The 21,116-nt window shown below is 61.6% G+C and carries 16 protein-coding genes; 7 read left to right on the top strand and 9 right to left on the bottom strand.

Annotated elements, in window-relative coordinates; translation table 11 throughout:
- Positions 1–39: 39 nt before the first annotated feature.
- The 6 genes from LLY24_RS02365 to LLY24_RS02340 all read left to right on the top strand — a co-directional run bounded on the left by LLY24_RS02365 (position 40) and on the right by LLY24_RS02340 (position 6,258).
- A complete protein-coding gene (locus LLY24_RS02365) occupies positions 40–999 on the top strand; it encodes a Bug family tripartite tricarboxylate transporter substrate binding protein (RefSeq protein ID WP_259034656.1) in 960 nt (319 codons plus the stop codon).
- Positions 1,000–1,096: 97 nt separating this feature from the next.
- Positions 1,097–1,564 (top strand): tripartite tricarboxylate transporter TctB family protein, encoded by a 468-nt coding sequence (locus LLY24_RS02360; RefSeq protein WP_259034655.1) that lies wholly within the window; start codon positions 1,097–1,099, stop codon positions 1,562–1,564.
- Between the two features lie 39 nt (positions 1,565–1,603).
- Positions 1,604–3,094: a tripartite tricarboxylate transporter permease gene (locus LLY24_RS02355; RefSeq protein WP_259034654.1), complete on the top strand. Its 1,491-nt coding sequence runs from the start codon at positions 1,604–1,606 to the stop codon at positions 3,092–3,094.
- Between the two features lie 22 nt (positions 3,095–3,116).
- Entirely contained in the window at positions 3,117–4,403 is a 1,287-nt protein-coding gene (gene otnK / locus LLY24_RS02350) for a 3-oxo-tetronate kinase (protein WP_259034653.1), read from the top strand.
- A complete protein-coding gene (gene otnC / locus LLY24_RS02345) occupies positions 4,400–5,047 on the top strand; it encodes a 3-oxo-tetronate 4-phosphate decarboxylase (protein ID WP_259034652.1) in 648 nt (215 codons plus the stop codon). The genes otnK and otnC overlap by 4 nt, the downstream gene beginning before the upstream one ends.
- 182 nt (positions 5,048–5,229) lie before the next feature.
- Entirely contained in the window at positions 5,230–6,258 is a 1,029-nt protein-coding gene (locus LLY24_RS02340; RefSeq protein ID WP_259034651.1) for an HDOD domain-containing protein, read from the top strand.
- A gap of 7 nt (positions 6,259–6,265) precedes the next feature.
- On the opposite strand, the gene LLY24_RS02335 is transcribed toward LLY24_RS02340, so the two are convergent.
- From LLY24_RS02335 to iolE (LLY24_RS02315), 5 genes are all read right to left on the bottom strand, one after another.
- Complete coding sequence (locus tag LLY24_RS02335; protein WP_259034650.1) at positions 6,266–7,984, bottom strand: purine-cytosine permease family protein; 1,719 nt, start codon at positions 7,982–7,984, stop codon at positions 6,266–6,268.
- Positions 7,985–8,423: 439 nt separating this feature from the next.
- Positions 8,424–9,587, bottom strand: a complete 1,164-nt coding sequence (locus LLY24_RS02330; RefSeq protein ID WP_259034649.1) for a Gfo/Idh/MocA family protein — start codon at positions 9,585–9,587, stop codon at positions 8,424–8,426.
- A 30-nt stretch (positions 9,588–9,617) separates the two neighbouring features.
- The gene (locus tag LLY24_RS02325; protein WP_259034895.1) at positions 9,618–11,219 is read right to left on the bottom strand and encodes a solute:sodium symporter family transporter; all 1,602 of its coding nucleotides are present in this window, start codon (positions 11,217–11,219) and stop codon (positions 9,618–9,620) included.
- A gap of 88 nt (positions 11,220–11,307) precedes the next feature.
- Positions 11,308–12,471: a Gfo/Idh/MocA family protein gene (locus LLY24_RS02320; protein WP_259034648.1), complete on the bottom strand. Its 1,164-nt coding sequence runs from the start codon at positions 12,469–12,471 to the stop codon at positions 11,308–11,310.
- 33 nt (positions 12,472–12,504) lie between these two features.
- Positions 12,505–13,425, bottom strand: coding sequence for a myo-inosose-2 dehydratase (gene iolE, locus LLY24_RS02315; protein ID WP_259034647.1), 921 nt, complete (start codon positions 13,423–13,425; stop codon positions 12,505–12,507).
- 74 nt (positions 13,426–13,499) lie between these two features.
- Here iolE (LLY24_RS02315) and LLY24_RS02310 point away from each other — a divergent pair, with 74 nt between their 5' ends.
- The gene (locus LLY24_RS02310) at positions 13,500–14,552 is read left to right on the top strand and encodes a LacI family DNA-binding transcriptional regulator (RefSeq protein ID WP_259034646.1); all 1,053 of its coding nucleotides are present in this window, start codon (positions 13,500–13,502) and stop codon (positions 14,550–14,552) included.
- A 76-nt stretch (positions 14,553–14,628) separates the two neighbouring features.
- Here LLY24_RS02310 and LLY24_RS02305 read toward each other — a convergent pair whose 3' ends face one another.
- The 4 genes from LLY24_RS02305 to LLY24_RS02290 form a co-directional block, all read right to left on the bottom strand.
- Positions 14,629–16,131, bottom strand: a complete 1,503-nt coding sequence (locus LLY24_RS02305; protein WP_259034645.1) for a CoA-acylating methylmalonate-semialdehyde dehydrogenase — start codon at positions 16,129–16,131, stop codon at positions 14,629–14,631.
- Between the two features lie 101 nt (positions 16,132–16,232).
- The gene (gene iolE, locus LLY24_RS02300; RefSeq protein ID WP_259034644.1) at positions 16,233–17,132 is read right to left on the bottom strand and encodes a myo-inosose-2 dehydratase; all 900 of its coding nucleotides are present in this window, start codon (positions 17,130–17,132) and stop codon (positions 16,233–16,235) included.
- 92 nt (positions 17,133–17,224) lie between these two features.
- On the bottom strand, positions 17,225–19,075 hold the full coding sequence (iolD, locus tag LLY24_RS02295) for a 3D-(3,5/4)-trihydroxycyclohexane-1,2-dione acylhydrolase (decyclizing) (RefSeq protein ID WP_259034643.1): 1,851 nt from the start codon (positions 19,073–19,075) through the stop codon (positions 17,225–17,227).
- A 49-nt stretch (positions 19,076–19,124) separates the two neighbouring features.
- On the bottom strand, positions 19,125–21,068 hold the full coding sequence (locus LLY24_RS02290) for a bifunctional 5-dehydro-2-deoxygluconokinase/5-dehydro-2-deoxyphosphogluconate aldolase (protein ID WP_259034642.1): 1,944 nt from the start codon (positions 21,066–21,068) through the stop codon (positions 19,125–19,127).
- Between the last annotated feature and the right edge of the window lie 48 nt (positions 21,069–21,116).

Here is a 21,116-nt window from a genome sequence, read left to right as displayed (position 1 = left end):
ACCAAAGCAACAACAAACAGACGTGGAGAATCGCCACTCATGAACAATCATCTCAAGCACCTTACCTTGGGCCTAGCCATGCTGGGCGTATCGGCAGGCGTCAGTGCCAGCGACGCCGACGACTTCCCCAGCAAGCCCCTCCAGCTTCTCGTTGCGGCAGGCGCGGGGGGCGGTACCGACAACTTCGCTCGCGTGGTGCGCCCTATGCTCGAAGAAGCACTGGGCGGCGCTCGCTCCACCGTCATCAACCTGCCTGCCGCCTCGGGCGCCTTGGCCCACCAGCGCACTGCCAACGGTGCTGCGGATGGGCATACCCTGGACTTCGCCTCCACCACCTTCGTGACGTCGCTGGCAGCGGGACAGAACCCCGTAGGGCTCGATCAGGTGACGCCTCTGGCGCGTATGCAGTCGGATGTGATGGCGCTGTTCGTCAATCCCGAGCGCTTCGAGGATTTTGACGCCTTCATGGCCTACGCCGAAGAGCATCCGGGTGAAATCAACGTGGGGGGCACGCATACGGCAAGCCCAGACCACGTGGCGTTTCTAGCCCTGCGCGATGCTTCTGGCATCGACATGAACTTCATTCCCTACGACAGCACCGGTAACGCCACGGCCAACGTACTGGGCGGCAACATCGATGCCACCACGACGTCCCTCAGCCCGCTTTTGAGCTATATCGATGCCGGGCAGATGGCGCCGATTCTGGTCTTTAGCGACGAACGTTTAGAAGACTACCCCGACGTTCCCACCACGGTGGAGAATGGCTGGGACCTGACCGACGGCAATGACCGTGCGATCTTCGTCCACGCCAGCACCCCCGATGCGATCGTCGAGAAGCTCGAGACGGCCCTCAAGGAGGTCTACGACTCCGAGGAGTATCAAAGCTACGCCGAGCGCGTGAACCTCACCTACCGCGAAGGCTGGATGAGCAGTGACGAGTACCGCCAGCGTCTCGAGAACAACTTCGAGCTCTACTCGCGCCTGCTGCAGGACGACTAACGCAAAGCCGGGTTGGAAGGGGGCTTTGCCCTCTTCTTCGTCGTCACTCGAAAGCGCCTGGCTAACAGGCGCTTTCTTCACTCCTTCAGGGTTTGTCATGCACGCCAAGATATCTCTCTTCGCGTTGGGCGTCGTAGCACTCGCTGTCGCCAGTTTGTACCCGACGCTTCAGTTTCCAAGCTCCGCCGAGGTGTCGACCTTCATCGGCCCACGGGTATGGCCGCTGGCCTTGCTGGTCATTCTCATTGCCCTTGGCCTTTTATTGTTGCTGCTTACTTGGCGGTCACGTGCGAGCGACCCCGCTACCGCGCCTACCGATGACACACCGCGCCGTGCTGGCTTTTCGCTGGGAAGAATGCGGCATTGGTGGCTGATGCTGGCAACCCTTGCCTACACCTTGCTGATGCAGCAGGTGGGCTTCTTGATTGCCAGTCTCACCTTCACCCTCATCGGTACGTACCTATTGGGCGCACGCTCCTGGGTCGCCATCGCGATCACTCTGGTCGTTGCTGGCGTCTTGATGCAAGGCGTCTTCGTTTCACTTCTGGGCATCCCCATGCCGTAGGCAGTTGCCTGCCAACGCGGACTTTTTAGGGAGTCGATCATGCTAGAACATTTTATTGGCGGCCTTGCCGTCGTGATGCAGCCCCTCAACCTGCTGCTACTTACCTCGGCGGTGTTCATTGGCTTCATTGGTGGCGCATTACCCGGCATCAGCGGTGTGATTCTGGTCGTCATTCTGCTGCCCGTGACGTACGGCATGGAGCCAACCACCGCCTTCATGGTGCTCACGGCGATCTATGGCGCTACCGTTTTCTCCGGGCTCATTACCGCCATTCTCTACCGCGCACCAGGCACGCCCGAAGCCGTCATGACGGCCTTCGATGGCTATCCCATGACCCAGCGCGGCGAAGCTGGCAAAGCGCTCGGCATCGGCGTATTGAGCTCGGCCATCGGCGGTTTGGTGGGCACCGTTGCACTAATTATTTTCACCCCGATGCTCGCTAGCATGGCGCTGCGCTTCTCCTCGCCCGAATACTTCGCCTTGGCAGTGCTTGGCCTTACCGTGGTGGCATCGCTAGGCGGGCGACTCATTTTCGGGCTTATCGGCGCGGCCCTGGGTCTATTCATCGCGACCATCGGTATCGATCCACTCACGGGTACCAGCCGCTATACGTTCGGCAATCTCAACCTGGCCGAGGGCGTAGGCCTGATCCCGGTCATCGTGGGGCTGTTCGCCGTATCAGAGGTGATGAAGCGAACACTGGATCACGAGAGCCATCAGCCGCTCAAGAAGGTGAAGATCAAAATCTTCGATCTTCCCATTCTGCGCCAGATTGGCGTTACGCTGTCGCGCTCCTCTCTCATTGGCGTCATCATCGGTATTCTGCCCGGCATTGGCGCCAGCACGGCCGCAATGGTCAGCTATAGCGAAACGGTACGCTGGTCCAAGCATCCGGAAAAATTCGGCAAGGGGGCGCCCGAAGGTATCGCGGCTCCGGAGTCCGCCAACAACGCGGCTGCCATGGGAGCACTGGTTCCGCTTTTCGCGCTGGGCATTCCCGGCAGCGGCACCACGGCGGTGATCCTAGGCGCCTTCATCATGCACGGCCTGCAACCAGGGCCCATGTTCATGGTCAGCAGCAGCGACCTGATCTACGCCGTTTTTGCCGGCCTCTTCATCGTCAACTTCATGATCTTGCTGTTCTCGAAGCCATTCATTGCGCTCTTCACCAAGCTGCTGAACGTTCCCTATTCGGCTCTTGGCCCCTTGATCATCATGTGCTGTGTGGTGGGAACCTACTCGGTGCGCAACTCCATGTTCGATGTCTGGCTGATGCTGGGTTTCGGCGTGCTCGGCTATTTGCTCGAGAAGATCAATTTTCCTCTCGTGTCGATCATTTTGGGCCTCGTCCTTGGTCCCATTGCCGAAAGCGAACTGCGCCGCGCACTATCTATGTCGCAGGGTGATGTCAGCATTTTCCTATCGCGCCCGATTAGCGCATCGCTCTTGGCCGTAGCGGCACTGCTGTTGGCCGTTACCCTCATCGCTCCGCTCATCAAGCGGGCTCGTCGCAAGACGGCCGCCGCATGACGCGCGCTCTCCGGAGGTTTTCATGACCATCGTACTCGGCGCCATTGCCGACGACTTCACTGGCGCGACCGACCTCGCCAACAATTTGGTGCGCGGTGGCATGCGCTGTGTTCAAGTGATCGGCGTGCCAAGCGCGCCCATTCAGCTCGATGACGTCGACGCCGTAATCGTGGCACTGAAGTCGCGCTCCTGCCCCAGTGAAGAGGCGGTTTCGGCCTCTTTGAAAGCGCTGACTTGGCTGCAACAACTGGGCGTACGCCAACTCTTCTTCAAATACTGCTCCACCTTCGACTCGACCGACCAAGGCAACATCGGCCCCGTTGCGGATGCGCTGCTCGACCAGCTAGGGGCACGGCAAACGGTGATGGTGCCTGCCTTTCCGGTCAACGGGCGTACCGTTTACCAGGGCCATCTCTTCGTCGGTGATCGTCTGCTCAACGACAGCGGCATGCAACACCACCCGCTAACGCCGATGACCGACGCGGACCTCGTACGCGTCTTGAGCCGCCAAACCCCGCACGGCGTTGGCCTAGTCGCGCACGCGACAATTGCCCAGGGCACAGAGGCCATTCAACAGCGCTTGGAAGCGCTCGCCCGGCAAGACGTGCGCCATGTGATCTGTGACAGCGTCAGCGATGGCGACCTCGAACGACTCGCCGAGGCGGTCTCCTCACAGCCACTGGTGACCGGCGGTTCGGGTCTCGGGCAGGCCCTGCCCGAGCGCTATCGACGTCAAGGTTGGCTTGCGCCGATTGCCGAACCCGGGCGCCTTCAGTCCGCTAGTGGGCGCGCCTTGGTGCTGTCGGGCAGCTGCTCGCGGGCAACGCTTGCTCAAGTGGACGCTTTTCTCGAACGCCACCCTGGCGCAGGCTTTGCGCTCGATCCACTCTCCTTGGCCAAAGACGACGTTCAATGGGAGAGTGCTTTTGGCTTCGCGTTGAAGCGCCTCGCGGACGACGAGCCCGTGCTGATATACGCCTCCGCCAACCCCGAAAAAGTACACCAAGCGCAAGCCGAACTAGGTGTAGCCCAGGCGGGAGAGCTGGTCGAACGCGCGCTAAGCCAGCTCGCTGCCTCTTTGGTCAACGAGGGCGTAGGGCGTCTCGTCGTGGCCGGTGGGGAAACGTCGGGGGCCGTGGTCTCTGCCTTGGGTATCCAGGCGCTGCGTATTGGCGAACAGATCGATCCCGGCGTTCCCTGGACACAAGCCACGCTCGCGGGTCGTAGCCGCCCCTTATCGCTAGCACTGAAGTCGGGCAACTTCGGCGGCATCGACTTCTTCACCCGAGCATTCGAGGTATTGCAATGAGCACTCACGACGACAACCGCCTGCGCGAACAGATCAGTACCCTGGGCAAGTCGCTCTTCGATCGCGGCCTGACCATGGGCTCCAGCGGTAATATCAGCGTGCGCCTGGACGATGGTGGCTGGCTGATGACGCCGACCAATGCGTGTCTTGGCCGCTTGGACCCGGCGCGTATTTCGCACTTGGACCAGCACGGCCAGCTGCTCAGCGGCGACAAACCCACTAAAGAGCAGTTTCTGCACATGGCGATGTACGACGAGCGGCCGCAGTCCGGCGCTATCGTGCATTTGCACTCGACTCACTCCGTGGCCGTTTCCTGCCTGCCGGGAGTCGATCACTGCGACTGCATTCCACCGCTTACGGCCTACTACGTCATGCGCGTGGGCAAACTGCCCCTGGTGCCCTACCACATGCCTGGCGACCCCAAGCTCGGGGATGCCGTACGCGGGCTCGCGGGCAAACACAGCGCGGTCCTGCTCGCAAATCACGGCCCAGTCGTGGCGGGTAAGAATCTCGAAGCGGCGGTTTACGCTACAGAAGAGCTAGAAGAAACGGCCAAGCTCTTCTTGCTGCTGCGTGGCGAAAACCCACGGGGGCTGACGCCCGAGCAAGTCGCCGAACTCGAAGCGCGCTATCCGAGGGATTGAAGTAGGCTTTGATGCATCATCGCCTTACTACATCGCGTTAAAGGGGCAAACGGCGTCTTGGCAGCGCATGGTGGGTAAATCGTGCACTTGACGACGTTGAGGAAAGGGATACCCTCGACATTCGATATCGATAACTGCGGGTCGCTCTTTCGTCACCCGCCCTGGGTGAATGCGAGGATCCCATGATGGATATTGTCGAGGCGACGAGAACGCGCTACATGGCGCTTACCGAAGAGCTACCAACCTTTCTCAGTCAAGCCCTTTTGCAGTGCAAGAACCTGCCTGCGATGCCGTCGACAGCGCTAAAGGTGCTGATGCTGGCGCGCACGCCGCGCGCAACGCTTGGCGACTACGCCCGAACAATCGAGTGCGATCCGGCGCTGACGCTACGCTTGGTGACGCTGGCCAACAGCGCTTACTACAGCCGAGTCTCGCAAGCCACAGGCTGCCTTGATGCCGTTCAGCAATTGGGCTTGGATACGACGCTGGTTGCCGTTTTGAGCTTTAGCCTACTACCGCCGAGCGCCGATCATTACCGCCAGCGCGCCTGGCAACGCTCGATCACGGCCGCCTTGATTGCCCAACGGCTAACCGAGCGCTACTGTGCCGACGCTCGCGGCAGCGTCTATACCGCAGCGTTACTGCAGGATATCGGCATTTTGGCCCTGCAAGCCGCCTACCCCAGCAAGGCCGCCACACTGTACGGCGATGCAGAGCTTTCGCATCACCAGATCGAACAACTTGAGCGGACATTTTTCAATGGTGATCATGCGCTGGTAGGGGCGTGGCTTGCGGCAAAGTGGGGAGCGCCCGACACCCTCGTCGATGCCATTCGTGGAAGCCACGCCGAAATCGAACCCAGCGAGCCCGCGCAGCTATGCGTACGCCTTTCGGGGCCACTCGCCGATACGCTACTCGCCCCCAACCCAGCCGCCATGCTCGCGCGCATATTGCCTACGCTAGAGCGCCTGGCGCTCTGCCCACCCCTTTCATTGAAGAATCTGTTTGAGCACGTTCAATCTCAACTCAAGGCGCTGAGCGAGGCCTTGACGCTTCCAGCCGCCTCAACGCTGGACATACAAGCGCTCCTGGCCGAAGCACAGGAGCTACTATTCGAACATACGCTAGAGATGGAGCGGCGTCAGGAGCGACGCGAACGTAAATCGGCGGCCCGGCTCCACCGCTTTATGCCGCATGAAACCGGGCGCTGAGGCTACGTTAGCGCACGCGCTGGGGGCGGCGGCGGTTTTTCATCCATAGCGTGGCGGCGATGAAGTAGAGCACCGTCGGCACGATGATGAAGAGCTGGAAAGTATCTAGCTGCGCCGTGGCATCCAAGCCCTGACGCCACGACCAGCCCGCCATGGCGACAATCACGACAAGACATGCCAGCGCCGAGAGGTACCAGGGGTTGCTACGGTTGACGGGGTTGTGCGCAGTGATAGCTTCTCCCGCTTCAGGAGGGTTGAGCGGCCCATAGGCGGCTTCGAGCAAGTCGCCTTGCTCTTCGCGCTCGGCGCCCGCCAGGCGGCACAGCAACGCATAGGCGAAGAAGCTCGAAAACCATACCGGAATGAACAGCGCAAACAGGTGTAGCGACCCTTCGAGCAAAAAGAGAATACCGACCAGTACGCCTAGCCCCCAAGCGGCAAAGGCGGGCCAGTTGCTCGCAAGACCCTGATGCTCACGCCAGAAGGGGCGAATACGCATGCGCGGCAGCAGGAAATGCTCAGCGGCGATGATCGCGCCCACCGGCGCCATCAGCATGATGAAATACGACAGCACGTTGAGCCACTGAGTAAACACGAAGGGGAAACAGGCGATGAAGGTAGTGGCAACGCCGGTGATGGCGGTGACGCGCACCCGCGACTGTTTGGGAAAGACCGACTGGAAGGCCAAGCCCGCACGGTAAAGACACGGAATCGACGTCGTCCAACCGGCGATCACCACCGCGATAAGCCCCATGGCGCCCAATACGCGGAAGGCAACGCCGCCCGGGTCCATCTCGGTGAGCTGCGCACCGGCCAAAAGCGCAGCGGTCGCGCCCATGAGCCCGGCGCACACCCAGGCCATGTAGTGACCAATGTACATCCCTGCCGCCGAGAAGTAGCCGTAAGAGGATTTGCGCGCAAAGCGCATGATGGTCATGTCGCTCATGCCCAGATGCTGAGGCAGATTCGCCCCCCAGGCCCAAGCAGCGATGATCCACACCGAAATACCCGGGCTGCCATCGGGCGTAGCGCCAGTCCAGACGAAGGTATCCACCACGCCGGAAAGCGACGTAATGCCATCGAGCTCGCCCATATTGAGCAGGATGGGCACCGTGACCACGCCGCTGGCCAGAAACATCGTCGCCATCCAGGGCGAACAAACGGTGGAGAAATTGGCGATCAGCTTGAAGCCCTTCAGCGTCATGAATACCGTAATGGCGCCGACGAACAGCACCAAGGCGACGAAGCTTAGACTCTGCGGGTACCAAGCAGTTTGTGGTGGGATATGGGTCACCACCCGAAACGCCGAGGCCGAAACGGTGATCATGGCCCCGGAAATGACCGCAAAGATAAGTCCGTTCAATAAGTTGTAGACAAACGAGAAGTGCTTACCGGCGAGGCGTTCGAGGTACCAGTAGAGCGTCATGCGCGAGCGCACCGCTACCGGGCTGCATACCCACGCCCAGGAGAGCACGGCCAGCAAGTTACCGATCAAAAGCCCCCACAGCAGGTCGCTGGTACTGACGCCCAACGCTACCAGCGAGGCCCCGATGACGAACTCCGTACCGGCTACGTGCTCACCGGCGAAGGAGCCGAGGAAATATTTACCGCTGAGCTGATGGCTGGCGGGAATCCGCTGGCGCTCGAACTCTTTGGTGGGCGCGGGATAGGCCGTTTGCGAAGCCGACCGCGTTGACGAGTCCAGGGTGGATGTGTGCGTGCTCACGCGTATCTCCTGTTAAGACTGTTGTTATTCGAGACCTAGTGTTATTCGAGACCTAGCTATTGATTTTTCGAGGCGGCGTTATGGGCAACATCGTCGCTAAAACACAACTAACCAGATCAATAGTGGGACCGTTAACCGCTAAACCATCCCCTTTATGGAACCTATATTCTAAAAAATATTATATCAATTTTTTTATTCCATACTTTGGTCGAGCGTTACACTCAACTCCTTAACGTTAAAGAGTTTTAATCACCACCAGCACGGATAAAACACGCGTCGATTACGGATATGAGGAAAGTTTTACTGTCTACAACAGCGAGTAAGCGCACGCCTTACACACTAAAAAGGCCTATTTGGACAAAGCGCTAACGCCAATCTTAAGGCACGGGAAATACCGCGCATCGACAAGCGACGCGCGGTAGGGTCTAAGGGACGAGGCTTAGCTTTCGGTAGCGACCTCGATCCAGCCTCCTTGGGCAAGGTGCGATTCAGCGACCGCCTTGACGAAGCGAACGCCCAGCAGCCCATCGCGGCTGCCCGGAAGCGGTGAGTCTGCTCCCGGCACGCTTTTATCCAGGCGATGGCGCTCGATGGCCTCGGCAACATCGCTATACAGGTTGGCGAAGGATTCGATGAAGCCCTCGGGGTGTCCGAGCCCCACCCGAGTCAGGCGCTCGGCTGCGGCACTCTGGCCGCCATACCCGTGGGTGAGAACCTCGCAGTGGCCGTCGAGATGACGCAGCGTGAGATGGTGCGGATCGATCTGCTCCCATTCGAGCGACGCCTTGTCACCGTAGAGGCGAATGCGCAGCCCGTGCGCGTTTCCGGTAGCTGCCATCGAGGCCCAGAGCGCGCCGCGTGCGCCGTTGGAGAGGCGTAGCTGCACATGGGCATCGTCGAATACGCGACGCCCCGTTACGCAGGTATTGAGCTCGGCGGCTACTGCCGTCACTTCCAAACCACTGACGAAGCGCAGCAGCTGGTGGGCATGCGTCCCCAAGTCATATAGCACGCTGTACTCGCCCGCCTGATCCGGCGCGAGACGCCACGCGGCCTGCTTGTTGTGCGGGTCATCCTCCATACGTGCCGCCGCCCAGCCAGAGGCGTGCTCCACCTGGGCGATGCGCAACTCACCCAGCGCGCCACCGCGCACAAGCTCGGCAGCCTGGCGCACCATGGCATAGGCGCTGTAGTTGTGGGTTAGGGCGAAAACGAGCCCGCGCTGCTGGGCCAACTCGTGCAAGGCAATGGCGGTCTCCAGGTCATCGGTCATGGGCTTGTCGCACACCACATGGATGCCCGCTTCGAGAAACGCCTTGGCCACCGGATAGTGGCTATCGTTAGGGGTGACGATGGCGACGACCTCGATGCCATCCTCACGCGCGGCCTCCTCCTGCGCCATTTCGGCGTAGTGCTGATAAATACGCGACGGATCGACATGCAGCTCGGCCGCCGCCTGCCGCGACTTCTCCAGCGAGCGCGAAAACGCACCCGCGACCAGGACATAGCGGTCATCCAAGCGCATGCCCATGCGGTGCGCGTTGGCGATACCAGCGCCGGGGCCGCCGCCGACCATACCGATGCGAATTCTGGGTCGTGTCATACTCTTCTCCTTCGATTCTGCGTGGATACGTTATAGGCCACCGGCGAAAGCGGTATAAATGGCGATGACGATACCGACCAGCAGCAGCCCCACCGGCCAGGCCGCGCGCCAAGGCGTGAGATCGACCTCGCCAGTCGCTTGCTGCTCCCAACGCTGTGGCTGGGGGTAGAGTTTTCCGATCAAGAGCATGACGGCCACCAGCAGCACGAAGACGGCGCCAACGAAATGGTACTCGTGCATCAGAGTGGGCAAGCGGTTGAACGGCGCAATGAAGTAGCCCGCAAAAATGAGCAAGCAACCGCCCACCAAAGCGCTCTTGGCCGCAATCGGCGGCACCCGGCGCGTCAGCAAGCCCACCACCACGACGGCAAAAATGGGAATGAAGTAGATTGCGTTCATCTTTTGCAGGTAGTCGTAGAGACTATCTTGGCCCGCTAGCAGCGGCGCAATGGTCATGGCGATGAGTGCCATGATCCAGCCAAACCGCTTGCTCGCCCGCACTACCTGAGCGTCATCGGCGTCACGCTTCCAACCATCACGGTAGAGCCCCAGGCTAAACAGCGTCGTCGTACTGTTGAGCGCCGAGTTGAAGGAGGAGAGAATTGCACCCACCATCACCGCAGCGAAGAAGCCGCTAAGCCACGGCGGCAGCACGTTGAACACCAGGTGGCCATAGGCCTGATCAGCCCCCACGCCTTCGTCGGCGTAGAGGTAGTAGGCGATCATGCCGGGAAGCACCAAGTAGAGCGGCCCAAGAATCTTGATGAAACCGGTGAGCAATATCCCCTTTTGGCCTTCGGCCAGCGTGCGTGCGGCCAGAGTGCGCTGGATGATCTGCTGATTAGTGGTCCAGTAGAAGACGTTGAGCAGAAAGACCCCGGTGAACAGCGTCGCAAAAGGCACCTGCTGATCTGCGCGCCCCATGGAGTCGAAGCGCTCGGGGTCGCTCTGCACCAGCGTCTGCCAGCCAGCCACCACGCCCTGACCGTCGCTAACCGCCTGCAGCCCGCAATAGACGATGATGAAACCGCCTGCCAGCAGGCCGATACCGTTGAGCGTATCGGACACCGCCACCGTGCGCAGCCCACCGAACAGCGCATAAACCGCCCCAATCAGCCCCACGCCCCACACCGTCAGCCAGAGCAGCAGCGTCGGCGACTGAATACCGGTCAGGGCGGGTAAGTCGAGCATGCCCTGCAGCCCCATGGCGCCCGAGTAGAGAATGATCGGCAGCAGTAGTACCGCGTAGGCGATGAGAAAAATCAGGTTACAGATCTTTTGCGTGCCGCTATCGAAGCGCAGCGCCAGCATCTGTGGAATGGTGGCAATGCCGCTTTTGAGAAAACGCGGCAGGAAGAAGAGCGCCATCAACACCAGAGCGATGACCGCCACCACTTCCCAGGCCATGACACTAAAGCCATCGGTGAAGGCCGAGCCGTTGAGCCCCACCATCTGCTCGGTGGAGAGATTGGTCATCAACAGCGACCCAGCTATCAGTGGAAACGTCAGGCTGCGCCCGGCCAGGAACATGCCGGTGGTGCTCTTGAGATCGTCGCCGCGAGTGATCCACCAGGTCACTACGGCCACCAGCGCGGTAAAGAAGAGAAACGACAAAAGCGTAATGGCGTGCAGTGTTGTCATTATTTAAAGCCTTGCAACGCGCCCTCTAGCGAGGGCGCTAGGGTGTAACACGAAGCCAATTGAGCGCCTTGGCAAAGGCCTAAATACGCACCCACTGGCCGCTATGGGCAGACTCGTCCATGGCGGTGATGATGCGCTGGTTGGCACGCCCAAAAGCGAAATTGGGGAAGCAATCGTCCTGCTTGGCGATGCCCTGGATAAGGTCATAAATCTCGATCACTTTGGCATCGAAGAAGCCAAGCCCGCCCCCGGCGAAGTCGAAACCAAAGAAGGCGCTGTACTGTGGCACCTGGGAGCCCGCCAACAGCGTCTTGAAGCCGCGATCGCGCTTGTCGTCATTGAAGCGATAGACCTGCAGCTCATTGAAGCGCTCGCCATCCATATACAGCGTGCCTTCGGTGCCGGAGATCTCCCAATAGACGCCAAACACCCGCCCTGCGGCGAGTCGCGAGCTCTCGATCACCCCAGCCGCGCCGGAGGTGAACTTGACCAGTGCCTGGGTCTGGTCGTCGTTTTCCACCCGGCGCATCTCGGCGTTGACATCGACTTGGCTGGCGTAGCCCGCGTCACTTGCGGGGACCGGCCGCTCGGTGATCTGAGTCTGCGCCTGGCAGTTGACTTCGGCAAAGTCGCCCATCAAGAACTGCGCCACGCTGATGATATGCGCACCGAGATCCCCCAGCGCCCCGGTGCCCGCGCCTTCGCGCGAGCAGCGCCAGGACCAGGGCAGGTTAGGGTCGTTGAAAAAGCCCTGATCGAAGGTGCCGCGAAAGCGAATCGGCCGACCTATCTCACCGGCATCGATCAGTTGCTTGGCGAGAAGCGCTGCTGGCGTTTTGATGTTGTTGAACGCCACCATGGTCTTGACCCCGGCGCGCTCGGCGGCCTCGTGCATCTCACGCGCCTGGTCGTCGTTCATCGACAAAGGCTTTTCGCAGTAGACGTGCTTACCCGCCGCAATGGCCGCCAGCGCCATTTCATGGTGCAGTGCATTGGGTGAGGTGATGTCGACTACGTCGACGTTGGGATCGTCGATCAGCGCACGCCAGTCACCGTAGCCCTTCTCGAAACCCAGGCGGCTGCGCGCGGCTTCGGCGGTTTCATCGCCCTGGTCGGCGATGGCGTAGAGCTTGGGTTCGAGCGGCAAGTCGCGATAGAGCATGCGGGCGCGATGGTAGGCATCGGCGTGGGCCTGGCCCATGAAACCGCTGCCGATCAAACCGATGTTGAGTGTCTTGGACATGTGATGACCTCCTTGGGAGCGCAGCGTGGGCGCTTAGCGATGGGCAAAAAGTGAGTGCACGTGGCGGTAGGCGATACTCGCCATCTCTTTGGGCGGCGCCTTGCGCGGGTCCTGCTCGGCCTCGACCACGAGCCACCCCTGGTAGTCGGTCTGGGTGGCAAAATCGACCAACGGAGTGAAATCCAGATAGCCATCGCCCGGCACGGTGAACATGCCGTTGCGCACCCCCTGGTTGAAGCTCAAATCCCCTCGACGCACCTCGGCCATCACGTCGCGGCGAATGTCCTTGAAGTGCAGATGGTTGATGCGCGACCCATGGCGCGCGAGCAGCGTTTTCAGGTCGCCGCCACCGGCCACGACGTGGCCTGCATCGAACAGTAGGCCCACCGCGTCGCCGGTGTTGGCCATCAGCGCATCGATCTCATCGCCGCTCTCGACCACCATCATCAGATGGGCGTGATAGGCAAGCGCAATGCCATGGCGCGCCTTGAGCGTCTCGCTAAAGCGCGTCAGACGCTCACCGTAGGCGCGCCAGTCGGCGGCAGCGACGACAGGCGTTTTAGAGAGCGGTGCATCCAGCGGTGCGGTACCCGGCATCAGGCCGCACTCGCCGTAGACCATGACCTTGGCGCCGCAGGTAGCGAGCAGGTCGGCATGAGCGGCGACTTCGTCGAGCTCGGTTTCGACGTCACGCTCGGCCAGAAAGCCCGAATACCAGCCACTGACCAGCGCCAGGTCGTACTCGGCCAAAAGCGGCTTGAGTGCCGCCGCCTGACGTGGGAACTTGCGCCCCATCTCGACACCTTGATAGCCGCACTCGGCGGCTTCGCGCAGAAAGGTCTCCACGGGCGTATCGTCGCCGAACTCCTCGATCACATCGTTGGTCCAGCTCAACGGATTGATACCCAAGCGCAGCTGATGCGGTGCCAGCAGGTCTGCTATGTTATTGGCCATGTCGACCTCGTCGCAGTTGTATTTGATAGCTAATGATAGATAAAATGATAGAACATCATTAAGGGCGATAATCCATGACTCGAAAGCCATCGTCGACCCCTACCATGGTCGATATCGCCAAGGCGGCGAAGGTGGGTGTTGCGACTGTCGATCGCGTTTTCAGCGGCCGGGCCAACGTACGCCCGCAAACCGCTGAAAAAGTCATTAATGCAGCTAAGTCGCTTGGTTATATAGATAATTCAGAAACGCAAAGTGCTTCCTCCGAGGTTGCGGCAGCATCCAAAAGGCGGCTGGGTTTTTTGTTGCAGAAGCGGCGTTCGCCGGTTTATCGCATCATCGCCGAATCCTTGATAGAAACATCAAAAAGCTATCAAGAGAGGCTTTCGGGATCACCGATTATCGAGTACTGCGACACGCTCGATCCGACGCAGGTCTCGGCGGCACTGATGCGCCTGGGCCAGCGGGTGGAAGCGATTGGCGTGGTTGCCACCGACCATCCCGAAGTCACTCAGGCCATTTCCCGGCTGCGTCAGCGGGGCGTACCCGTATTTGCCCTGCTTTCGGAACTACCCGCAGGCGGGCATAGTGCGGCGTTCGTGGGCCAAGATGCGCGGAAGGTGGGGCGCACCTCGGCCTGGGCAATGAGCCGAATGCTCACGCCCGGCCCGGTGGGCATCATTACCGGCAGCCACCGTTACGTGTGCCAGGAGCTCTACGAGATCGGCTTTCGCGGCTATTTCAGGGAGAAAGCGCCCGATTTTCGCGTGCTAGAGCCGATGTTCAGCCAGGAAGACCCCGCCGTGGCCGCCCAAGCGACCGAGGCGCTACTCGCAGAGCAGCCAACGCTCAAAGGGCTCTACGTGGCGGGTGGCGGTATCGAAGGTGTCGTTGCCACACTGCGCGAGCAAGGGCGCCAGGATCTCTTCGTCGTTGGCCACGATCTGACCGCGACCACACGCGGCGCCTTGGTGGAGGGCACGCTCGACTTACTCCTCTCGCTGCCGCGCCAGGCGCTAGCCGACCAGACCCTTGCCGCCATGCTCGACTGGCTGGCCGAGCCCACCAAGTTCGAAGGCACGCGGCAATTTCTCCTTCCTATCGACATCTATACCCCCGAAAGCGTGTGACGCAAAAAAGGCCCAGGCCCCGGTGTTTGCCACCGAGGCCTGGGCCGTTGTCGCCGCTATCGTCAATCGCGCAGGATTAAAGTGTCGGCATGGTGAAGTGGTTGGTCTCTTCACGAATGCCGCTCGGCCAGCGCTGGGTGATGGTCTTCATCCGGGTGTTGAAGCGTACGCCGTCCGGGCCGTGCATGTGCAGCGGGCCGAATAGCGAGCGCTTCCAGCCGCCGAAGCTGTGGAACGCCATCGGCACCGGGATCGGTACGTTGACGCCGACCATGCCGACCTGAATCTGCTCGCAGTACTGGCGCGCCGCGTCGCCGTCCCGGGTGAAGATCGCCGTCCCGTTGCCGTACTCGTGGGCGTTGATCATCGCCACCGCCTCGTCGAAGCTCGCGACTCGGCTGATCGCCAGCACCGGGCCGAAAATCTCTTCGGCGTGAATGCGCATGCCGGGTTTGACGTGGTCGAACAGCGTGCCGCCAATGAAGTAGCCATCCCCGGCGCCTTCTACGCGGGTTTCGCGACCGTCGATGACGAGTTCGGCGCCTTCGTCAACGCCGGTTTGAATGTAGCCTTTGACCTTCTCCAGATGCTCGCGGGTGACCAGCGGGCCCATGTCGTTGTCCGGACCGTCGACCAGCCCTGGGCCCACGCGCAGGTTGGCAAGCTCGGCTTCGAGCTTTTCGCGCAGGCGGTTGGCGGTCTCGTCACCCACCGGCACCGCCACCGAGATCGCCATGCAGCGCTCGCCTGCCGAGCCGTAGGCCGCGCCCATCAGTGCGCCTACCGCCTGGTCCAGATCGGCATCCGGCATGATCACCATGTGGTTCTTGGCGCCGCCGAGCGCCTGCACGCGCTTGCCGTGTTGCGATGCCGTGGCGTAGATGTACTCGGCGATCGGCGTGGAGCCAACGAAGCTCACCGCCTGGACACGCTCGTCGGTGAGCAGCACGTCGACCGACTCTTTATCGCCGTTGACCACGTTGAACACGCCGTCCGGAAGCCCGGCTTCTTTTAACAGCTCCGCCAGGCGCATCGGCGTGGAGGGGTCTTTCTCCGAGGGCTTCATGACGAAGGTGTTACCGCAGGCAAGCGCAATCGGGAACATCCACATCGGCACCATCGCCGGGAAGTTGAACGGTGAGATACCGGCGCACACCCCGAGCGGCTGCATCATCGAGTAGCTGTCCACGCCGGTGCCCACGTTCATGGAGTGCTCGCCCTTCTGCAGGTGCGGAATGCCGCAGGCGAACTCGACCACCTCGAGCCCGCGGGTCACTTCGCCCTTGGCGTCCGAGAACACCTTGCCGTGTTCGCTGGAGATCAGCCGCGCCAGCTCATCGGCGTGCTCCTCGACCAGCGCCTTGAACTTGAACAGAATGCGCGAGCGCTTGAGCGGGGTGATCTTCGCCCAGGAAGCGAAGGCGTCATGGGCGACGCGTACCGCCTCACGGGTCTCCTCCGCCGAGGAGAGCGCGACCTCGAAGGCCTTCTCGCCGGTAGCCGGGTTGTAAACGGGTGCGGTACGGCCGCTCTGGCTGGCGGTGGCCTGGCCGTTGATGAAGTTGCCTAGCGTGCTCATGGGGTGCTCCTTGTCGTGGCAGTAGCTCTTTTGAATAGCTCTTTTTAAATGGTCTGATCAGTAAGCGTTATGGTCAGCAAGCGATGTCGTTCAGGCGCGGCTCATTCCGCGAGATCCAGCTGCGCTTCGATACAGAGGCGGCGCAGATTGTCGTGGCCCAGGCGGGCGTAGGTCAGCGGGTGGGCGATGGCCGGATCCTGCTCGGCTTCGACCACCAGCCAGCCCGCGTAGCCGTGTTTTTTGAGCGCAGCGAGCAGCGGCGCGAACGCCAGGTTGCCATCGCCGGGCACGGTGAATAGGCCATTGAGGACGGCATCGAGAAAGCTAAGATCGCGATTGCGCGCATCGGCCAGCACGGCGTGACGAACGTCCTTGCAGTGCACGTGGTGGATGCGTGCGGCATGAGCTTGGTATAGCGCGACAGGGTCGCCACCGGCAGCGCTCAAGTGACCAGTATCGAGCAGTAGCCCAACGGCGGAAGACGTCTCGCTTAGCAGACGCTCGATCTCTGCGGGCGTCTCGATCAGCGTCCCCAGGTGATGGTGATAGGCGAGCTGTACGCCTTGCGCCTGGCAGTACGCCGCCACTTGATCGAGGCGCTGAGTAAAGTGGCGCCACTCCGTCTCGCTGAGTAGCGGCGAATGCGATAGCGGCGTTTGCCGCGTGCGGTAGACGTGGCGGCCCATATCGCAGAACACCAGCGTCTTGGCGCCGAGCGCTTTGAGTAGCCCTAGGTGCGGCGTCAGCGCTGCGATCTCCTCTTCGACACTGCGCTCGAGCAGGTGGCTGCTGTACCAGCCCGATGCCAGTGCCAGAGACGCGGTTTGCAGCAGCGGTGCAAGCGTTTGGACATCGCGCGGAAACTTGTAGCCAAGCTCGACACCGGCGAAACCAGCCTGCCGAGCTTCGGCCAGGCAGTGCTCGAGCGGGGTATCGCCACCAAGCTCGGGCATGTCGTCATTGGTCCAGGTAAGAGGATTGATCCCGAGTCGTACACTCATGGCGATCTCCGTGGCGGTTGTTGTTTTACTGAACTGTTTTACTGAACTGTCTTGCTGAGCTGTTTTTGAACTGTCAGGGCACGGCCGAGCTTTCATAGGTTGCTGAACTGGCGCGCTTTGTAGCGCTCGTAGCGCTCGCGTGCCGTGCGCACTTCGGCGCGCTCGGACACTTCCGGCACGGCGACGTCCCACCAGGTGCCGCCCTCCTGGGTATCGGCCAAGGCGTCGGTGTCGATGGCGATGACATAGCTCGACGCACTCGCCTTCGCCCGCGTCAGCGCCGCTTCGAGCTCGGCAATGTTGCCGACCTGTTCGGCCTGCGCGCCCAGGGCGCGGGCGTGGGCGGCGAAATCGGTCTTGGGCGCGCCCGCCTCCACGCTCAGGCAATCCTCGAGCATGTTGTTGAAGCCCGGCCCGCCGCAGAACTGCTGCAGCCGGTGAATACAGCCGTAGCCACGGTTATCCAGCACCACGGCGATGATCTTGTGGCCGAGCATGACGGAGGTCGCAATCTCTGAGTTGAGCATGAGGTAGGAGCCGTCGCCGACCATGACGAACACCTCGGAGTCGGGTTTGGCCATCTTGACGCCGACGCCGCCGGCAAGCTCATACCCCATACAGGAGTAGCCGTACTCCATGTGGTAACCGCGATCGAAACGCGTGCGCCAAAGCTTCTGTAGCTCGCCGGGCAGCCCCCCGGCGGCACAGACGACGATATCGCGCTCGCCCGCCGCGCGGTTTACCGCCCCGACCACTTCGGCATCACAGGGAAGCGGCGTTCCGCGATCGGCAGTGACCTTCTCTACCGTGCGGTTCCAGTCGGCGCGAAGCGACGCCGCAAGCTCGATCCAGGCGCCATCGGGCTGCCAGCCCTCGAGCCCATCCGCCAGCTCGGCGAGCGTGAGCTTGGCATCGCCCACCAGCGCCTGGCCTTTATGCTTCACGGCGTCGAACGAGGCCACGTTGATGCTCAGAAGTTTCGCGTCCGGGTTGATCATCGCCCTCGACCCCGAGGCGAAGTCGCCAAGGCGGGTGCCCACGGCAACGATCAGGTCCGCCTCGGCGGCAAGCGCATTGGCCGCCGCGCCGCCGGTCACACCGATGCTGCCGGTGTTTTGCGCGTGATCCCAGGGTAGCGCCCCCTTGCCCGCCTGGGTCTCACCCACCGGCAGGTGATAGCGCGAGACCAGCGCATCGAGCTCCTCGAGCGCGCCGGAGTAGTGAGCGCCGCCGCCGGCGATCACCAGCGGCTTTTTCGCTTGGCGAATCAGCGCCAGCGCGCTTTCGAGCTCGTCACGATCCGGCGCCTGGCGGCGCAGGCGATGAATTTTCTCGTCGAAGAAGTGCGCGGGGTAGTCGAAGGCAAAGGTCTGGATATCCTGAGGCAGCGCCAGCGTCACCGGGCCACACTCGAGTGGGTCGGTGAGCACGCGCACTGCCTGGGGCAGCGAGGTGAGAAGTTGCTCGGGCCGGGTAATGCGATCAAAAAAGCGGCTGACCGGCTTGAAGCAGTCGTTGGACGTTAGGGTGTGGTCGTGGAAGCTTTCGACCTGCTGGAGTACCGGATCGGGCATTCGCGTAGCGAAGGTATCACCGGGCAGCAGCAGCACCGGGAGGCGATTGACGTGCGCCACCGCTGCGGCCGTCACCATGTTGGTCGAGCCCGGTCCCGCCGAGGCGGTACAGGCCATCACCTGCTGGCGATTGAGGGTTTTAGCGTAGGCGATGGCGGCGTGCGCCATGCCCTGCTCGTTGTGCGCCCGGTAGGTAGGCAGCACGTCGCGGGCCTGATAGAGCGCTTCACCGAGCCCGGCGACGTTACCGTGGCCGAAAATGGCCCAGACGCCAGGAAACAGCGGTTTCACCTCGCCATCGACCATCACCTTCTGTGCCACCAGGTAGCGCACCAGCGCCTGCGCCATCGTCAATTTGATCGTTTGCATCGCGTTTTCTCGTCTTGTCGTCATGTCCAAAGTCGGGTGGCGATGGTGCTCACAGAGAGCGCTGGCGCATCTGCCAGGCATCGACCAGGGCAAGGTAGTTGTCCAGCACGGCGTGAATCAGCTGCTCATCGTCGTAGTCGCCGCGCAGCCAAAGACGGCTGGGCTTGCCGAAGATCGTGCGGCCCACCGCGAACCCTTTGCACACCTCGACGCCTGCGCTATCCATGATGCCTTTTTTGAGCTCCTCGACCGGCGCATCCAGCCCCAGCATCACCACGCCACGACAGTGCGGCGCGCGTGCGTTGAGAAGCTCACCGATACGCTGCCAAGCCGCTGGCGTTTGCGGCGGCAGCTTCCACCAGTCGGGGTAGACGCCGAGGTTATAAAAGCGCTTCATGGTGGCGATGAAGAGATCGTCACTGTTTTTGGCATCGTTCTTGGCATCGTTTTTGGTATCGCGCGGCGGGATGATCTCTAACAGCAGTTCGTTGCCCGCCTCGGCGCAGGCGGCGTAGAGCTCCATGACTTGGCGCTCCTGAGCCTGACGCAGGCTGATCTCATCGTCGGGATGGTAGAAGACCAAGCACTTGACGATATGCTCCTTCGGCCACTGCGTTAGCCGCGAGCCAATGCTGCGCCCCCCTTCGAGCTCGATGGGGCGAGAGCTTGGTAGCTCCACCGGACGGGCAATCCACCAGCCTCGCCCGGTGACGTCGTTGAGCGCGGCTTGGCCGTAGGTATCGTCGATCAAAACGCCGACCTGACTGCTGCCCAGGTGGGCGCTGCCGCGCTCGGTCGCCTTCACCAGCAGCTGCTTCAAATAGGGGATGCGCGCCACATCCGCCCCCTCTTCGCGCGCCATGTCGAACAGCTGCTTGCGGTGATCGAAGGCCAGAATGCACAAGTCGTCCCACTGCTGGGGGCTGCGCTGGGTGGTCACGCGGTGCAGGTAGTTGAGCCGGGTATCCAAGTCCGGGCGGGGAATGCTTTCGGCGCGGGCCAGATAGTCGTCGAGCTCCTCGGCGCTGGGAATCGCCGGGGCGCAGCCGTGGCGCGAGACCACCAGCGCGCCGCAGGCGTTGGCGTAAGCGCAGCTTTGGGCGTGGGAGGCGTCATTCAGCCAGCCGCGCAGAAAGCCGCTCATGAAAGCGTCGCCCGCGCCAAGCACGTTGAGCACGTCTACCCGCACGCCGGTATGTACTTCGAAATCGTCTTCGCTCGCGGGAATCTCGCCATCCAGCACGGTGCAGCCCTGAGCGCCAAGCTTGAGCACGATGGTGGCGTCGGTCAGTTCGCGAATCTTTCTAAGCGCTTCCAGGGTATCGGTGCTTCCTCCGGCGATATGCACCTCCTCTTCGGTCCCAACGACGAGATCCAGATCGGGCAGAATGGTCTGCAAATGGCGGCTAACGCCTTCGTTGGAGATAAACCGCGTTTCGCCGTCTCCCAGCGTGGTCAGCCCCCAGAGCACCGGACGGTAGTCGATATCGAGAATCACCTTGGTGCCCGCCGCTTTGGCGTATTCGATGGCGGTCTTGCTGGTGCGATAGGTTTGCTCGGTGGAGAAGTGTGTGCCGGTGATCAAAAGCGCGCGGCTCGAAGCAATGAACTCGGGGTCGAAATCGGCGCTATCGACGGCCATGTCGGCGCAGTCGTTGCGGTAGAAGATCAGCGGGAAGGTATCGCGGTCCTTGATACCGAGGATCACCAGGGCCGTCAGGCGCTCTTTGTCGGTAACGACGTGGCTGACGTCTACCCCGGCGTGCGCCAGCTCTTCGCGCACGAAGCGCCCCATGTGCTCGTCGCCCACCCGGGTGAGCATCGCCGATTTGAGTCCCATACGCGCCGTGCCGTAAGCGATATTGCCCGAGGAGCCGCCCAGATACTTGGCGAAGCTTCCCATATCCTCTAGACGGCTTCCTACCTGGTGGCCGTAAAGATCGACGGCGGCGCGGCCGAGGCAGATGAGATCGAGCGGTTTGGTCTCTTTCATGGCGTCACATCCTGGGTGATCTCTTTTCGTGCCGCGCTCGGCGAGACA

The organism is Halomonas dongshanensis (genome assembly GCF_024790395.1).
Taxonomy (GTDB): domain Bacteria; phylum Pseudomonadota; class Gammaproteobacteria; order Pseudomonadales; family Halomonadaceae; genus Vreelandella; species Vreelandella dongshanensis.
Note: the sequence above shows the minus strand (reverse complement) of the source record. Positions and strands in the feature narration are given on the sequence as shown.

Excerpts from the sequence above, each read along its gene's own strand:
- otnC (WP_259034652.1), top strand. The coding sequence starts at position 4,400 with ATGAGCACTCACGACGACAACCGCCTGCGCGAACAGATCAGTACCCTG.
- LLY24_RS02310 (WP_259034646.1), top strand. The coding sequence starts at position 13,500 with ATGACTCGAAAGCCATCGTCGACCCCTACCATGGTCGATATCGCCAAG.
- otnK (WP_259034653.1), top strand. The coding sequence starts at position 3,117 with ATGACCATCGTACTCGGCGCCATTGCCGACGACTTCACTGGCGCGACC.
- LLY24_RS02330 (WP_259034649.1), bottom strand. The coding sequence starts at position 9,587 with ATGACACGACCCAGAATTCGCATCGGTATGGTCGGCGGCGGCCCCGGC.
- iolE (WP_259034644.1), bottom strand. The coding sequence starts at position 17,132 with ATGAGTGTACGACTCGGGATCAATCCTCTTACCTGGACCAATGACGAC.
- iolE (WP_259034647.1), bottom strand. The coding sequence starts at position 13,425 with ATGGCCAATAACATAGCAGACCTGCTGGCACCGCATCAGCTGCGCTTG.
- LLY24_RS02360 (WP_259034655.1), top strand. The coding sequence starts at position 1,097 with ATGCACGCCAAGATATCTCTCTTCGCGTTGGGCGTCGTAGCACTCGCT.
- LLY24_RS02320 (WP_259034648.1), bottom strand. The coding sequence starts at position 12,471 with ATGTCCAAGACACTCAACATCGGTTTGATCGGCAGCGGTTTCATGGGC.
- LLY24_RS02365 (WP_259034656.1), top strand. The coding sequence starts at position 40 with ATGAACAATCATCTCAAGCACCTTACCTTGGGCCTAGCCATGCTGGGC.
- LLY24_RS02290 (WP_259034642.1), bottom strand. The coding sequence starts at position 21,068 with ATGAAAGAGACCAAACCGCTCGATCTCATCTGCCTCGGCCGCGCCGCC.
- LLY24_RS02305 (WP_259034645.1), bottom strand. The coding sequence starts at position 16,131 with ATGAGCACGCTAGGCAACTTCATCAACGGCCAGGCCACCGCCAGCCAG.
- iolD (WP_259034643.1), bottom strand. The coding sequence starts at position 19,075 with ATGCAAACGATCAAATTGACGATGGCGCAGGCGCTGGTGCGCTACCTG.
- LLY24_RS02340 (WP_259034651.1), top strand. The coding sequence starts at position 5,230 with ATGATGGATATTGTCGAGGCGACGAGAACGCGCTACATGGCGCTTACC.
- LLY24_RS02355 (WP_259034654.1), top strand. The coding sequence starts at position 1,604 with ATGCTAGAACATTTTATTGGCGGCCTTGCCGTCGTGATGCAGCCCCTC.